Below are 13,630 nucleotides of genomic sequence, written 5' to 3' on the forward strand. Positions count from 1 at the left end.
GATGGAATTAGCAATTAAAGACGCTTCTGGCGGTCTTGAAGTTTCTGAAGCTACTTTTGGACGTGAGTTTAACGAAGCATTAGTACATCAAGTAGTTGTTGCATACGCAGCAGGTGCTCGTCAAGGTACTCGTGCTCAGAAGACACGTTCTGAAGTAAGCGGTGGTGGTAAAAAACCATGGGCTCAAAAAGGTACTGGCCGTGCACGTGCTGGTACAATCCGTAGTCCAATTTGGCGTTCAGGTGGCGTTAGCTTCGCAGCTAAACCACAAGACCACAGCCAAAAAGTAAACCGTAAAATGTACCGCGGTGCGATCAAAAGCATTTTATCTGAATTAGTTCGTCAAGAGCGTTTAATCGTTGTTGAAAGTTTTGCTCTAGCAGCACCAAAAACTAAAGAACTAGTTGCTAAGCTTAAAGAACTTGAGCTTAAAGATGTTCTAATCGTAACTGAAGAAGTAGATGAGAATCTATTTTTATCGGCACGTAACCTGTACAAGGTTGACACGCGTGATGTAGCTGGTATCGACCCTGTAAGCTTAATCGCTTTCGATAAGGTACTTATTACAGCAGCTGCTGTTAAGCAACTTGAGGAGACGCTAGCATGATTCGTGAAGAACGTCTTTTAAAAGTGATCCTTGCTCCACATATCTCTGAAAAAAGCACTATTGCTGCTGAAGAAAACAACACGATTGTTTTCAAAGTAGTAAATGACGCAACTAAAGCTGAAGTTAAAGCAGCTGTAGAGAAGCTTTTTGAAGTGGAAGTAACTGGTGTTCGCACACTTAATGTTAAGGGTAAAACAAAACGTACTGGCGCACGTTTCGGTCGTCGTAGCGACTGGAAAAAAGCTTACGTTACTCTTAAAGAAGGCAGCGAACTAGACTTTGTCGGCGGCGCCGAGTAATAAGGGGAGTTAGAATTATGGCACTTCAAAAGTGTAAGCCAACTTCTGCGGGTCGTCGTCACCTAGTTAAAGTGGTAAACCCAGATCTACATAAGGGCAAGCCATACGCACCACTATTAGAGAAAAACTCTAAATCAGGTGGTCGTAATAACAATGGTCGTATTACGGTTCGTCATATCGGTGGTGGTCATAAGCAGCATTACCGTTTAATCGATTTTAAACGTACTAAAGATGGCATTCCAGCCACTGTTGAGCGTTTAGAATATGATCCAAATCGTAGCGCAAACATCGCACTTGTATTATATGCAGACGGTGAGCGTCGTTACATTATCGCACCAAAAGGCTTAAAAGCTGGTGATGCAATCCAGTCTGGTGTTGATGCACCAATCAAGCCTGGTAATGCATTACCTATGCGCAATATGCCTGTAGGTTCGACTGTTCACAACGTAGAATTAAAACCAGGTAAAGGTGCTCAAATCGCACGTTCTGCTGGTGCATACGTTCAAATCCTTGCTCGTGATGGTCAGTATGTAACATTACGTCTTCGTTCAGGCGAAGTTCGTAAAGTTGAATCAGATTGTCGTGCGACGCTAGGTGAAGTAGGCAATGCTGAGCATATGCTTCGTTCACTTGGTAAAGCAGGTGCAAATCGCTGGCGTGGTATTCGTCCGACAGTTCGTGGTGTTGCCATGAACCCGGTTGATCACCCACACGGTGGTGGTGAAGGTCGTACATCTGGTGGTCGTCATCCTGTGTCTCCATGGGGTAAGCCGACTAAAGGTGCTAAGACGCGTAAGAACAAGCGTACGGATAAATTTATAGTACGTCGTCGTACTAAGTAATATTGAGGAATAGCCATGCCACGCTCTCTCAAGAAGGGTCCTTTTATAGACCTACACTTGCTGAAGAAGGTAGAGAAAGCTTTGGAAAGCGGTGACAAGAAGCCAATTAAAACTTGGAGCCGTCGTTCAATGATCATACCTAACATGATCGGATTGACCATTGCTGTCCATAATGGTCGCCAGCATGTACCAGTTTTCGTTTCTGACGAAATGATCGGTCACAAACTAGGTGAATTTGCACCAACTCGCACTTACCGTGGCCACGCTGCGGATAAGAAAGCGAAGAAACGTTAAGAGGGGAATGATAAATGCAAGCATTAGCTAAACATAAATTCGCCTCTGGTTCGGCGCAAAAAGCACGTCTAGTTGCAGATCAGATCCGCGGGTTACCTGTCGATCGCGCACTAGAAATCCTGGCGTACAGCCCTAAGAAAGCGGCTGTATTAGTTAAGAAAGTACTTGAGTCTGCTATTGCTAACGCAGAGCATAACGAAGGTGCTGACATTGATGAGCTACGTGTAACAACGATCTTTGTGGACGATGGTCCAACAATGAAACGTATTATGCCACGTGCTAAAGGACGCGCAGACCGCATCCTTAAGCGTACAAGCCACATCACTGTTGTGGTTTCAGATAGCTAGGAGTATAAGTAATGGGACAAAAAGTTCATCCTACTGGTATTCGCCTAGGTATATCTAAACCTTGGGTTTCTACCTGGTACGCGAGTTCAAAAGATTTCTCTGCACAGCTTTTTGGCGATCACAAAGTACGTACATTCCTTACTAAGGAATTGAAAGCGGCTTCTGTGTCTAAAATCGTTATTGAGCGTCCAGCAAAATCAATCCGCGTAACAATTCACACGGCTCGTCCGGGTGTTGTTATCGGTAAAAAAGGCGAAGACGTAGAAAAATTACGTCAAGCGGTAACTAAGATTGCTGGTGTACCTGCTCAGATCAATATTTCTGAAGTACGTAAACCAGAACTAGATGCACAACTAGTAGCAGACGGCATTGCCTCTCAACTAGAGCGTCGTGTTATGTTCCGTCGCGCTATGAAGCGTTCGGTACAAAATGCAATGCGCATCGGTTCTAAAGGGATCAAAGTTGAAGTTAGCGGTCGTCTTGGCGGCGCAGAAATCGCACGTTCAGAATGGTATCGTGAAGGTCGTGTACCTCTACATACTCTTCGTGCTGATATCGACTACGCAACTTCTGAAGCCTTAACCACTTATGGTATCATTGGTGTTAAAGTTTGGATCTTCAAAGGCGAAGTTATTGGTGGTTTACCACTAGTACAAGAGCAAGAGAAGCCAGCTAAACGCGCACCAAAGAAAGCCAAAAAAAGTGCTAAGTAGAGGTAGCGAGTAATGTTACAGCCAAAACGTACAAAATTCCGTAAAATGCACAAAGGCCGCAACCGTGGTTTAGCGCAAAACGGTAACAAAGTAAGCTTCGGTACTTTCGGTTTGAAAGCTACTGGCCGTGGCCGCATGACTGCTCGTCAAATCGAAGCAGCTCGTCGTGCCATGACACGTCACGTGAAACGTCAAGGTAAAATCTGGATCCGTGTCTTCCCTGACAAACCGATCACAGAAAAGCCTCTTGAAGTTCGTATGGGTAAAGGTAAAGGTTCTGTTGAATATTGGGTTGCTGAAATTCAGCCTGGTAAAGTACTTTACGAAATGGAAGGTGTTTCTGAAGAGCTTGCTCGTGAAGCATTCGACCTTGCTGCTCGTAAACTGCCATTCAAAACAACTTTCGTAACTCGGACGGTAATGTGATGAAAGCAAGCGAACTAAAAGATAAAAGCGTAGAAGAGCTTAATGCTGAACTTCTAGGTCTTCTTCGTGAGCAGTTTAACCTGCGCATGCAAGCAAGCACTGGTCAGTTAGCTCAAACTCACACGCTAAGAACAGTACGTCGCGATATCGCGCGTGTAAAAACAGTTATTAACCAGAAGGCAGGTCAATAATGAGTGATAAAATTCGTACTCTTCAAGGCACTGTAATCAGCGACAAGATGGAAAAATCTTTCACTATCGCTATCGCACGTTACGTGAAGCACCCAATCTATGGGAAATTCATCAAACGTACGACTAAATTACACGTACATGACGAAAATAACACAGCAAAAGCGGGTGACGTTGTTACTATCCGTGAATGCGCTCCAATCTCTAAGACTAAGTCTTGGACATTAGTAGACGTTATTTCTAGTCCAAAACAAGCTTAATTTTTAATTAAGTCTGTTTTATAAAAAGCCCCGGCATTAGCTGGGGCTTTTTGCGTTTGGAGCAGCTTGTAGTGGTAAGCTTTCAGCCGTCAGCGCGGAGTAAATTTTCCCACCGGAGCTTGGGTTGAGTCTATTGAGGGCCGGGAAGAAGAGAACAGTAATACCAATCGACTTAAATATTTAACCATTCTAGCGAGCTAAATAAAGCGCTAACTGCGTTATAATTTTTTTCAATTAGAACAACTACATGTCAAAATTTACGCCTTGTTATCACTGTATTTATCTGTCGCTATAAATGGTCTGTAACTTAACACGATTGGTATAAGAATATGCAGGTATAAAAATTCATACCATAGAAAAAGCACGTCGATAAATTTCCCTCATAAAAAACTACTTGACCTTAACCTAGCTCCAGCTTTTATGCTGTATTTTTTCACTCTGATTAAATGCTATGTGTCCGATTCAAAATTACCTTCTAAGCCTAGGCCTTACCGAATATAGACAATCTATTTTGCAAATTGTGAAGCTTGCAGAAGCGGTGGATCACTCAATTGCAAATAACAGTGAATTTGCAACTGCTGCGTTAGCATGGGTTGAGCAACAAAAAAGATGCCCAACAATGACAAACAAAAGAGCATTAATTATATTCTTACTGCATAAATTGGGTTATAAAATTAGAGAGCAAAAAAGCCTTTGCAAGTGCAAAGGCTGATGTTTTTCTGCGCTGACCGCTGACCGCTGACCGCTGACCTTTACCAAATCATCTCAACAAATTCTGGATGATCGATATATGGATTGCGGTTGCCTTGATGCTCATAAGCGGCTTGGTTTCTATCTAGTTCAAGTTGACTGACTGGATCGTCGTTATGCCAATTAACCAACATAGTCACTACCCAATTCTCAAACACTTGGTTACTAGAGCCGTTAAGCACGGCATTACTAGCCGTGGTGTTGTTTTGCCAAGTACCAATGACGTTTTCGTAGCGGGTTGCCATATAGAAGTAGGCGCGAGCAAAGTCACCTTTAAACTCATCGATTGGCTCAAATACTGTGCCTGAGTAATTAATCGAGCTTGCTGCGCTGCCAAGTTTACTGCCATTGCTTGAGGTGAAACTGGCGCTGCCTACTTCGCCAAATGGGTAATTGCTACGTTTTGAATTAACATAACCATCGGTTGCAAAAATATGATGTACGTCTGAGTTCATAGGCTCATTTGTGCCGCCAAACCAACTTTTCGGAAATGAATGTTCGCGGTTATAACAATCAGCTTCACTATTGTAAGTGCCGCATTGATCACTTACAGCGGCATAGTTATAGCTGTCTTGACCGGTGGGATTTTCTGAATAGCGATCGAGTATTGAATTGTCATTTTCAAAGTACTTATCCCGTGAAGCAAGATCGTAAAAACTCCAAATAGCTGAATAACCTTGTGAGTTGTGACCTTTAATAATGTTATAAAGCGCGGTTTTAAGTGCATAGCCCGTTAAACCTTGTACTGTAACATAGTAGCCAGTTGGCTCGCTGGGCGGCGTTTCTGGGTTGGTATTATCACCAAGTATAAAGGGAGTTGCTTCACTGCTTTGAAAACTACTGCCGCTAGCCAATGTTGTTTGGGCAGATGTTAGCGCGTAGCTACCATTACCAAATGAACAGCAAATACCGTCGCCGTAACTATCAAAAATACTAAATGTGTAATCGCCATCAACTAAGCAAGCTTGCTCTGTATAGCTGTTGTTGCCACTATAACTGCCACCTGACGCAACTGCTATGCCTTGGGCGTTAGTGATTTGCCAGCTAGTCTCTTCGCCATAGTTATCAGTTGTCAGTGCTAAGTTAACGGTGTTATCAGCACAACCGACTGGTGGCGGTGGGGTGGTATCACTAGAACCTGGTGTAAAACTATCCACATAAATAGTTTCACTGCCATCAAAGCCGCTGACATCGTAAAAACGCAGGCCCACGGTAATCGTAGCATTGCTGGTTGCTGTATATGTATAGCTTATTTGTTGCCACTGATTTAATAACGCTGGATTTGAATAGCCTTGATAGCCGTCGGCAATTAAGCGCGCTTTAATGCCGCCTTCGGTGTGATAAACCCAGCTTGAGAATAAGTAGCTTTTGCCGGCCTCAACAGTAACTTCTTGCAGTAAATCAGTATTGCTTTGACTAGCGGTATTAACCACTACTTTTGCAGCAAGAGATCCTGAATTCACTATGGTATTTGAAGCTGATAGTGTAATGCCTGAGTCAATCGTACTCCAGCCGTTTGGGCTATTACTTGACCAGTTTTCAAAGTCACCATTATTAATGCTGGCCATGCAGGGAAGTGCTGTAGCTAACATAGCACTGCTGAGTATGAGTTTTCTATATGCCCCGTGTGACATAGTGTTTCCTTATTGTATTTATAGTCGGCGCACAGAATGTGGCCAAATCCACTATAGCCTACTCGAGGTTTGTTGCAAAAAAGTTAATTTGCATTTTGAAAAAAATGAAGTGAATAAATTTTTGTATGATATTTCTGATCGGCTAAGCGTGGTGCTGAAATCATCAGCAGTTATTTTTACCTTTTAATCTGTTTTTACTGGTTAATTTATAAATTAATAACTAAATGGAATAACAAAGCAGATTCTATTCTTTTTTTATTGGCGCGTACCCCGTTATTCTTCACACTCAGAGAAATCTTTAGGGCCTGAGTTATTTGCCTTAAAGGCGACACAAATTTTAGGCAAAGTGATTACTGTAATCAGTGATCATTTTGCAGATAACTTTCAGGGTTACGGGGAATTAATTCATGTTGTTAGGTCAACTCAATGCCGCGGCAAGTCCGCTATCGCAAGAGCAAGTACAAAAGCTGCAAGGTTTAGTGGCTGAGCTTAATCCAATTCAGCAAGCTTGGGTAAGTGGCTATCTTGCTGCGAATGCCAATACGGCGGCCTTAGGTGGTGTTGTAGGTGCTGCGCCAAGTGCTGGAGATGCAGCTGCATTGACCATTTTATATGGCTCACAAACCGGTAATTCAAAAGGTGTAGCGACTAAGCTCAAAGAGCAAGCGGAGTCTCGTGGTTTAGCTGTTAAGTTAGTTAGCATGGCTGATTACAAACCAACGGCCCTGAAAAAAGAAAAATTCTTAACTGTCGTTGTTTCTACTTACGGTGAAGGTGAGCCGCCGGAAGATGCCGAAACATTACATGAGTTTTTAGCAACCAAAAAAGCACCTAAGCTTGATGGCGTTAAAATTGCGGTTATAGGTTTAGGTGATTCAAGCTATGAGTTCTTCTGTCAAACAGCAAAAGACTTTGAACAGCGCTTAAATAAGCTCGGTGCAGAAACCATTTACCAGCGTGCTGATTTAGACGTTGATTACGATGATGAAGCCGCCAGCTGGATCAGCGGAGCACTTGATGCATTTGAACCTGATTTAAAAGCACAGCAAGGCGCAACAGGTGGGCAAGTGGTGTCATTTGGTACACCAGCAACAGCTGCCAGCCAATATACCAAGCAAAACTCATTTCCAGCAGAGCTTAGCCTAGTGCAAAAGATCACCGGTCGAGATTCAACCAAAGATGTGCGCCATGTTGAGATTTCACTGGAAGGGTCTGATATTACTTACACACCGGGTGACTCGCTGGGTGTGTACTTCTTAAATGATGAAGCACTGGTTGATGAAGTACTGACACTGACGCAAATTGATGCTGCAAGCCAAGTTAAAATCGCTGATGAAGAGCTAAGCATTCGTGATGCCTTAATTGAAAAGTTAGAGCTGACTCAATCATACCCAGGTTTTGTGGAAAAGTACGCGATAGCGACAGGCACACCTGAGTTATTAAAGCTGGTTGAAGATAAAGTGGCAATGCGTGAATACATCGAGCCTCGTCAAATCTATGATGTGATCCGCCAAAATCCAGCCAAGCTTGAAGCACAAACTTTAGTTGATTGCCTACGCAAACTACAAGCGCGTTTATATTCTATCGCTTCAAGCCAAGCTGAGGTTGAAGATGAAGTGCATTTAACCATTGGTCTAGTTGAATTTGAGGCATTCGGTAGTGAGCACTTAGGTGGTTGTTCGGGTTATTTAGCACGTCGTGCCGAAGAAGGCTGTAGAGTAAAAGTATATAGCGAGCATAACGATAACTTCCGTTTACCTGCTAACGACGAAACGCCAGTGATCATGGTCGGCCCTGGTACTGGTATTGCGCCGTTCCGTGCTTTCTTACAAGAACGTGATGCCCGCGAAGCATCCGGTAAAAACTGGTTATTCTTTGGTAACCCACACTTTACCCAAGATTTCTTATATCAAGTAGAAATTCAAGGTTACTTAAAATCAGGGCTACTAAGTAAAGTTGATGTGGCGTTTAGCCGTGACCAAGCAGAGAAGGTCTACGTGCAAGACAAGCTACGCCAAAACAGCAAAGACGTATTTGCATGGCTAGAAGCGGGCGCGCATTTATATATTTGTGGTGACGCTAATCGAATGGCAAAAGACGTGCACAATGCGTTGGTTGATATTATTAGCGAGAACACAGGTAAGAGCTATGAAGATGCAGATCAATACTTGAAAGATTTGCGCAGCGCTAACCGCTATCAGAAAGACGTGTACTAAGCGCACGTTGTTTATTTTATTAAAAGCTAACAGCCGTCACTGTAACAAATTTAGGATTAAACATGAGCGAACAAGATAAAAACGTAAAGCTTTCTGATAACGAGCGCTTGAAAAGAGAAAGTAACTTTTTACGTGGCACAATTGAACAAGACTTAAAAAATGAGATCACCGGTGGTTTCACTGCGGATAACTTTCAGTTAATTCGTTTCCACGGTATGTATCAGCAAGATGACCGTGATATTCGTGGTGAGCGTGCTAAGCAAAAGCTTGAGCCATTACACAACGTCATGTTACGTGCACGTATGCCTGGCGGTATCATCAAGCCAGAGCAATGGTTAGCAATTGATAAGTTCGCTGATGAAAAAACCAGCTACGGTAGTATTCGTTTAACAACTCGCCAAACGTTTCAGTTTCATGGTGTGTTAAAGCCAAATATAAAAGGCATGCACCAAATGTTGGATAGCGTGGGCATTGACTCTATCGCAACAGCGGGTGATGTAAACCGTAACGTACTATGCACTACTAATCCGGTTGAATCTGAGCTGCATCAAGAAGCGTATGAGTGGGCAGCGAAAATTTCTGAGCACTTGTTACCAAAAACTAAAGCGTATGCTGAAATTTGGCTAAACGGCGAAAAAAGCGAAACCACAGAAGAGCCAATTTTAGGTTCAACTTACTTACCACGTAAGTTTAAAACCACAGTGACTATTCCACCGAACAACGAAGTGGATGTGCATGCGAATGACTTAAACTTTGTCGCGATTGCTGATAACGGTAAATTAGTTGGTTTTAACGTGCTAGTAGGTGGTGGTCTTGCTATGACCCACGGTGATACTGCAACGTATCCACGTAAAGCCGATGATTTTGGTTTTATCGCACTCGAAGATACGCTAAAAATTGCTGAGCATGTGGTGTCTGTACAGCGCGACTGGGGTAATCGCTCAAACCGTAAAAATGCAAAAACTAAATACACCTTAGATCGTGTAGGTACTGATGTATTTAAAGCGGAAGTAGAGCAACGTGCAGGGGTTAAATTTGCACCAAGCCGCCCTTATGAGTTTACTCATCGTGGCGATCGCATTGGTTGGGTTGAAGGTATTGATGGTAAGCATCACTTAACCTTATTTATCCAAAGTGGTCGTATTTTAGATTTTCCGGGTAAACCACTGAAAACAGGTTGTCGTAAAATTGCTGAAATTCACCAAGGTGATTTTCGTATGACGGCAAATCAAAACTTGATCATTGCCGGTGTGCCTGCTGATCAAAAAGCAATAATTGAAAAAATAGCGCGTGAACACGGTTTGATTGATGACAAAGATTCAGAGCAGCGAAAAAACTCAATGGCCTGTGTTTCACTGCCGACTTGCCCTTTAGCGATGGCGGAAGCCGAGCGTTATTTACCAAGCTTAATTGAAAAAACTGAAGCGCTGCTTGCTAAACACGGTATTCCTGATGATAGTATTATCATGCGTGTTGTTGGTTGCCCGAATGGCTGTGGCCGCGCAATGTTGGCTGAAGCAGGGTTGGTGGGTAAAGGACCTGGCAAATATAACGTTTACTTAGGTGGCAATCTTGAAGGTACTCGTATTCCTAAGTTGTATTTAGAGAATGTCGGTGAAGACGTGTATTTAGAGGCCTTTGATAAATTAATAGGTCAATGGGCAAGTGAGCGTAACGACGGCGAATGTTTTGGTGATTTTGTGATCCGCAAAGGCATTGTTGCTGAAGTTAAAGTCTCAGTCACCGATTTCTACGCATAATTTAAAGCAAGCGTTCGCGCTTGCTAAGGTTTGGAATTTACTATGAGTGAATTTAAAAACATTTTACAGCTTGATAAAGAAAGCCAAGTAACACTGCTTGCTGATGCTAACGGCATATTAAAAGATATGAGCGCTGAACAGCGTGTAGCATGGGCACTGGAAAACTTGCCAGATACGCAGTTTTTATCATCAAGCTTTGGTATTCAAGCCGCGGTAATGTTGCATTTAGTAACGTCACAAAAAGCCGATATTCCAGTGGTGCTAACTGATACAGGTTATTTATTTCCAGAGACTTATCAGTTTATTGAGCAAATGACCGAACGCTTATCACTAAATTTGAAAGTGTATAAGTCGCAGTTAAGCCCAGCTTGGCAAGAAGCCAAGTTTGGTAAGTTATGGGAGCTAGGCGAAGCGGGTATTAAACAATATAACCAGCTTAATAAAGTTGAGCCAATGACTCGCGCATTAAAAGATATAAATGCAGGTACTTGGTTTAGCGGCTTGCGTCGTGACCAATCATCGACACGTGCTGACAAGCAAGTTGTTGAAATTAGCCGTGGCACGGTAAAGGTTTATCCAATCATTGAATGGTCAAATCGCGATGTTTATCAGTACCTGACTAAACATGACTTACCATACCACCCATTATGGGAGCAAGGTTATGTGTCAATGGGCGATGTGCATACTACGCGTAAACTAGAGCCAGGTATGACCGAAGAAGAGACCCGTTTTTTTGGTCTAAACCGCGAATGTGGCCTACACATTGATGGTGATGGGATCTAATCTTACGGTTATCATTAAATTCCTAAAGCGCAGCCTACTAGCTGTGCTTTATTTTTTTGACTACAGTATAAAGTAAGTAGCCATTAGCTTTGTGTGCATCATTGATGAATAGATACTTTGCTATCTTGTTTTTATTTTTTCCAAACCACTCTTTTGCTGACACCTTTCGTGTTGCGTTACCTGATGAGAATTATCCCCCATATCACATTATTGGAGGCGCTAAAAAAGGACTGTTGAATGAGTTAATAACCCAGTTTGCTGAGCAGCACTCCCTTACTATTGAGTATACATATGTCCCTGAAATGCGCTCGGAGAAAATGGTTTGTAATGGTGAGGTTGATGCGCGTATGGAATCTGAAAGTTGGCTCTTGACAGCCCATAAGTATTATTGGAGTCAAGAAATTGTGATGGTTGAAGATGTCATGGTGGTGACCCATGGTGCAAACCCCAGTGATTTTCAAGATGAAAAAGTGCTGCATAATGGTGTACTGCTAGGGCGCTTTGGTTATGTATATCCTGAATATGAGCCATTGGTGCGTGATCAAATCCTACATCGTGAGAACTTTTATTCGGATCTAGATGTATTACAGAGTCTTTATAATGATAACCACATTAGTAGACGTTTTACTATTATGTCGCGCGCGGTTTTTGATTGGTACGTCAATAAATACCCTAAATTCTCAGCTCTTGGTGTAAGTGCTTTTAATGTCGGTGAGGCGCCTTTGCAGCTACAATTTGCACATACTGAGCGTGGCAAGAAGCGGGCAAAAGAATTTAATGATTTTTTACAAAGCTTGAAAGATAATGGTGACCTAGCTAAAATCATAGCTCGCTATCAATGATAGTAAGAAAATAGAAAGAAAAAAATTTAACTCAAAGGATTGAAGATGAAGTATTTTGCGTACCTAGCGATTATGGTATTGCTGATCAGTGTCGCGGCATTATTTTACTTGCAACGACCCGATGGCCAAACGTGGTTAACCAGTGATGGTATTAGTAGTAAATCAAATCAGCTAACAGAGCAAATGGTTGAGTTATCAAGTGACACCTTTGCTATAGCTGCCAAATTGGTCAGTGAGACTAGTCAAAAAGTTGTTGAATCAATTACCGATGAAAGCTCAGTAGCAACGACCGTTATTTATAAATGGCAAGATCAGCAAGGGCAATGGCATTACTCCGATCAGCCTAATCCTAACGGTACAAGTGAAAAAGTAATTCTAGATCCGCGTGATATTACGGTAACTGCCGCAGAAGATACGTCTATTTTAAAAGGTACCTCAAAAACAACTAATATGTCTTTAATGCCAAACTCAAGCAGTGTTTATGATCCCGTGGTGATGAAAAAGCTGTTTGAAGATGCAGAGCAAGTGAAAGAACAGTTAGAGCATCGCACTAAATCGTTAGATGAGACGCATTAATTTGCTTCAATAGCGTTGTTTTGCTGTGTTTTTTCGGGCTGTGTTACAAAAAATTGTTGCTTAATGATTGGCAGGTTATAAGCTTTTAACCAACGCTCAGTAGCTATCATTAGTTCTCCTGAAGCAACTAACCTTGTCAGGCCTTCATCAAAATTATCTCTGACAGACTTATCTTGAAAAACAATGTAAGAGCCTTGATAGTTTAAAATATCGCGATATATAAAACTTGTAGGGTCAAGTTGGGTGTTTGTTGATGTATGCCAGTAGAGCATTAAATAATCACCGATACGGACATCGATCTTATTGGTAAGTAACTGTTTATTTAGGGCTTGTTGATTTCCTACTTCACTATAGTGAGTGAATACCTGTGTCGCCATGTTTTTATACTCAGCACCAAAGATATCGCTCGCCCCTATAAAACTACCGACTCTTAAATTTTTCAAATCGTTCAGCGTAGTTACTTTCTCGGTCCATGCAGAACGGAGCATGGTCACGCGGTTCATAAATCGCACACGATAACGAGAAGTAAAGGCGTGTGCAGCTGGTTGTGCCGTATAGTTGATCGCGATATCAGCGACTTTATTGTTGAAGTAGCGTTGAATAGCATCATTATTTAACGGCACCAACTGCGGGTTTTGATAGCCTTGTATCCGTAACACTTGAACCACAAGCTGATCGAAGTAACCATTACCGGTTACGTTATCTTGCATGAAATAAGGTGCAAAATTACCGGATGCAATAATCAGTTTTTCATTTGCACGTAATTGAGTGGGTAAGCAAAGCACTAAAAGTGCCGCTATTAATAAAGTTTTAGAGGTGTTAAATGGTTTGATTAATTGCAAGACCTTGCTGCTATACATGTTGGTCATGTACAGCCTCTATGTTCATTAAAACAATAGTGAGGTAAATTTTTGTAGGCAGAGAAAATAGCACCCCAATAGCAATAAAAGCGGCGCTGATAATAATGCCATGAATACTATTTTGTTCACCAAACAGATCAGACACTAATAAATAATGTCCAGTCACAATAAGGCATATGCCAAGGACAATAAATACTTTTAGTACTTTGATGATCTTTTGCTCGGTCATAGTA

The 13,630-nt window shown here is 42.1% G+C and carries 17 protein-coding genes; 14 read left to right on the forward strand and 3 right to left on the reverse strand.

Going from position 1 to position 13,630, the window contains the following annotated elements:
- Nucleotide 1: 1 nt before the first annotated feature.
- From rplD to rpsQ, 9 genes are read left to right on the forward strand one after another with little or no spacing between them, the layout of a single operon-like run.
- A complete protein-coding gene (gene rplD / locus H5200_RS07620) occupies nucleotides 2-607 on the forward strand; it encodes a 50S ribosomal protein L4 (RefSeq protein ID WP_054206126.1) in 606 nt (201 codons plus the stop codon).
- A complete protein-coding gene (gene rplW, locus H5200_RS07625) occupies nucleotides 604-906 on the forward strand; it encodes a 50S ribosomal protein L23 (protein WP_054206127.1) in 303 nt (100 codons plus the stop codon). The genes rplD and rplW overlap by 4 nt, the downstream gene beginning before the upstream one ends.
- A gap of 17 nt (nucleotides 907-923) precedes the next feature.
- Nucleotides 924-1,748 carry a 50S ribosomal protein L2 gene (gene rplB, locus H5200_RS07630; protein WP_007376192.1) on the forward strand — a complete coding sequence of 275 codons (825 nt, stop codon included), beginning with the start codon at nucleotides 924-926 and terminating at the stop codon, nucleotides 1,746-1,748.
- 15 nt (nucleotides 1,749-1,763) lie between these two features.
- Entirely contained in the window at nucleotides 1,764-2,042 is a 279-nt protein-coding gene (rpsS, locus tag H5200_RS07635) for a 30S ribosomal protein S19 (protein ID WP_010561269.1), read from the forward strand.
- 14 nt (nucleotides 2,043-2,056) lie between these two features.
- Nucleotides 2,057-2,389 carry a 50S ribosomal protein L22 gene (gene rplV, locus H5200_RS07640; protein WP_004588690.1) on the forward strand — a complete coding sequence of 111 codons (333 nt, stop codon included), beginning with the start codon at nucleotides 2,057-2,059 and terminating at the stop codon, nucleotides 2,387-2,389.
- 11 nt (nucleotides 2,390-2,400) lie between these two features.
- Entirely contained in the window at nucleotides 2,401-3,102 is a 702-nt protein-coding gene (gene rpsC, locus H5200_RS07645; RefSeq protein WP_054206128.1) for a 30S ribosomal protein S3, read from the forward strand.
- A gap of 12 nt (nucleotides 3,103-3,114) precedes the next feature.
- A complete protein-coding gene (gene rplP / locus H5200_RS07650) occupies nucleotides 3,115-3,528 on the forward strand; it encodes a 50S ribosomal protein L16 (RefSeq protein WP_002957890.1) in 414 nt (137 codons plus the stop codon).
- Nucleotides 3,528-3,719, forward strand: a complete 192-nt coding sequence (gene rpmC / locus H5200_RS07655; protein WP_054552371.1) for a 50S ribosomal protein L29 — start codon at nucleotides 3,528-3,530, stop codon at nucleotides 3,717-3,719. Before rplP ends, rpmC begins: the two co-directional genes overlap by 1 nt.
- Nucleotides 3,719-3,976, forward strand: a complete 258-nt coding sequence (rpsQ, locus tag H5200_RS07660; RefSeq protein ID WP_016709053.1) for a 30S ribosomal protein S17 — start codon at nucleotides 3,719-3,721, stop codon at nucleotides 3,974-3,976. The genes rpmC and rpsQ overlap by 1 nt, the downstream gene beginning before the upstream one ends.
- A gap of 752 nt (nucleotides 3,977-4,728) precedes the next feature.
- Here the strand turns inward: rpsQ and H5200_RS07665 are convergent.
- The gene (locus tag H5200_RS07665) at nucleotides 4,729-6,360 is read right to left on the reverse strand and encodes an endonuclease (protein ID WP_182761255.1); all 1,632 of its coding nucleotides are present in this window, start codon (nucleotides 6,358-6,360) and stop codon (nucleotides 4,729-4,731) included.
- A 407-nt stretch (nucleotides 6,361-6,767) separates the two neighbouring features.
- Between H5200_RS07665 and H5200_RS07670 the strand changes: the two genes are divergently transcribed.
- The 5 genes from H5200_RS07670 to H5200_RS07690 all read left to right on the forward strand — a co-directional run bounded on the left by H5200_RS07670 (nucleotide 6,768) and on the right by H5200_RS07690 (nucleotide 12,537).
- Complete coding sequence (locus H5200_RS07670) at nucleotides 6,768-8,576, forward strand: assimilatory sulfite reductase (NADPH) flavoprotein subunit (RefSeq protein WP_182761256.1); 1,809 nt, start codon at nucleotides 6,768-6,770, stop codon at nucleotides 8,574-8,576.
- A gap of 62 nt (nucleotides 8,577-8,638) precedes the next feature.
- The gene (cysI, locus tag H5200_RS07675; protein WP_149980449.1) at nucleotides 8,639-10,336 is read left to right on the forward strand and encodes an assimilatory sulfite reductase (NADPH) hemoprotein subunit; all 1,698 of its coding nucleotides are present in this window, start codon (nucleotides 8,639-8,641) and stop codon (nucleotides 10,334-10,336) included.
- A 42-nt stretch (nucleotides 10,337-10,378) separates the two neighbouring features.
- Complete coding sequence (locus tag H5200_RS07680; RefSeq protein ID WP_182740371.1) at nucleotides 10,379-11,119, forward strand: phosphoadenylyl-sulfate reductase; 741 nt, start codon at nucleotides 10,379-10,381, stop codon at nucleotides 11,117-11,119.
- Nucleotides 11,120-11,223: 104 nt separating this feature from the next.
- Complete coding sequence (locus H5200_RS07685; RefSeq protein WP_182718972.1) at nucleotides 11,224-11,961, forward strand: transporter substrate-binding domain-containing protein; 738 nt, start codon at nucleotides 11,224-11,226, stop codon at nucleotides 11,959-11,961.
- A gap of 45 nt (nucleotides 11,962-12,006) precedes the next feature.
- Nucleotides 12,007-12,537, forward strand: a complete 531-nt coding sequence (locus tag H5200_RS07690; protein ID WP_182740372.1) for a DUF4124 domain-containing protein — start codon at nucleotides 12,007-12,009, stop codon at nucleotides 12,535-12,537.
- Here the strand turns inward: H5200_RS07690 and H5200_RS07695 are convergent.
- Nucleotides 12,534-13,406, reverse strand: coding sequence for an ABC transporter substrate-binding protein (locus H5200_RS07695; protein ID WP_182718974.1), 873 nt, complete (start codon nucleotides 13,404-13,406; stop codon nucleotides 12,534-12,536). The two genes, H5200_RS07690 and H5200_RS07695, sit on opposite strands and share 4 nt — an antisense overlap.
- The gene (locus H5200_RS07700) at nucleotides 13,390-13,626 is read right to left on the reverse strand and encodes a hypothetical protein (protein WP_149980454.1); all 237 of its coding nucleotides are present in this window, start codon (nucleotides 13,624-13,626) and stop codon (nucleotides 13,390-13,392) included. The genes H5200_RS07695 and H5200_RS07700 overlap by 17 nt, the downstream gene beginning before the upstream one ends.
- Nucleotides 13,627-13,630 lie beyond the last annotated feature (4 nt).

This window comes from Pseudoalteromonas sp. SG43-7, assembly GCF_014164295.1.
Lineage (GTDB): Bacteria > Pseudomonadota > Gammaproteobacteria > Enterobacterales > Alteromonadaceae > Pseudoalteromonas > Pseudoalteromonas rhizosphaerae.

Excerpts from the sequence above, each read along its gene's own strand:
- rpsQ (WP_016709053.1), top strand. The coding sequence starts at position 3,719 with ATGAGTGATAAAATTCGTACTCTTCAAGGCACTGTAATCAGCGACAAG.
- H5200_RS07665 (WP_182761255.1), bottom strand. The coding sequence starts at position 6,360 with ATGTCACACGGGGCATATAGAAAACTCATACTCAGCAGTGCTATGTTA.
- rplV (WP_004588690.1), top strand. The coding sequence starts at position 2,057 with ATGCAAGCATTAGCTAAACATAAATTCGCCTCTGGTTCGGCGCAAAAA.
- cysI (WP_149980449.1), top strand. The coding sequence starts at position 8,639 with ATGAGCGAACAAGATAAAAACGTAAAGCTTTCTGATAACGAGCGCTTG.
- rplB (WP_007376192.1), top strand. The coding sequence starts at position 924 with ATGGCACTTCAAAAGTGTAAGCCAACTTCTGCGGGTCGTCGTCACCTA.
- H5200_RS07695 (WP_182718974.1), bottom strand. The coding sequence starts at position 13,406 with ATGACCAACATGTATAGCAGCAAGGTCTTGCAATTAATCAAACCATTT.
- rpsC (WP_054206128.1), top strand. The coding sequence starts at position 2,401 with ATGGGACAAAAAGTTCATCCTACTGGTATTCGCCTAGGTATATCTAAA.
- H5200_RS07670 (WP_182761256.1), top strand. The coding sequence starts at position 6,768 with ATGTTGTTAGGTCAACTCAATGCCGCGGCAAGTCCGCTATCGCAAGAG.
- H5200_RS07680 (WP_182740371.1), top strand. The coding sequence starts at position 10,379 with ATGAGTGAATTTAAAAACATTTTACAGCTTGATAAAGAAAGCCAAGTA.
- rpmC (WP_054552371.1), top strand. The coding sequence starts at position 3,528 with ATGAAAGCAAGCGAACTAAAAGATAAAAGCGTAGAAGAGCTTAATGCT.
- rplW (WP_054206127.1), top strand. The coding sequence starts at position 604 with ATGATTCGTGAAGAACGTCTTTTAAAAGTGATCCTTGCTCCACATATC.
- rpsS (WP_010561269.1), top strand. The coding sequence starts at position 1,764 with ATGCCACGCTCTCTCAAGAAGGGTCCTTTTATAGACCTACACTTGCTG.
- H5200_RS07685 (WP_182718972.1), top strand. The coding sequence starts at position 11,224 with ATGAATAGATACTTTGCTATCTTGTTTTTATTTTTTCCAAACCACTCT.
- rplD (WP_054206126.1), top strand. The coding sequence starts at position 2 with ATGGAATTAGCAATTAAAGACGCTTCTGGCGGTCTTGAAGTTTCTGAA.
- H5200_RS07690 (WP_182740372.1), top strand. The coding sequence starts at position 12,007 with ATGAAGTATTTTGCGTACCTAGCGATTATGGTATTGCTGATCAGTGTC.
- rplP (WP_002957890.1), top strand. The coding sequence starts at position 3,115 with ATGTTACAGCCAAAACGTACAAAATTCCGTAAAATGCACAAAGGCCGC.
- H5200_RS07700 (WP_149980454.1), bottom strand. The coding sequence starts at position 13,626 with ATGACCGAGCAAAAGATCATCAAAGTACTAAAAGTATTTATTGTCCTT.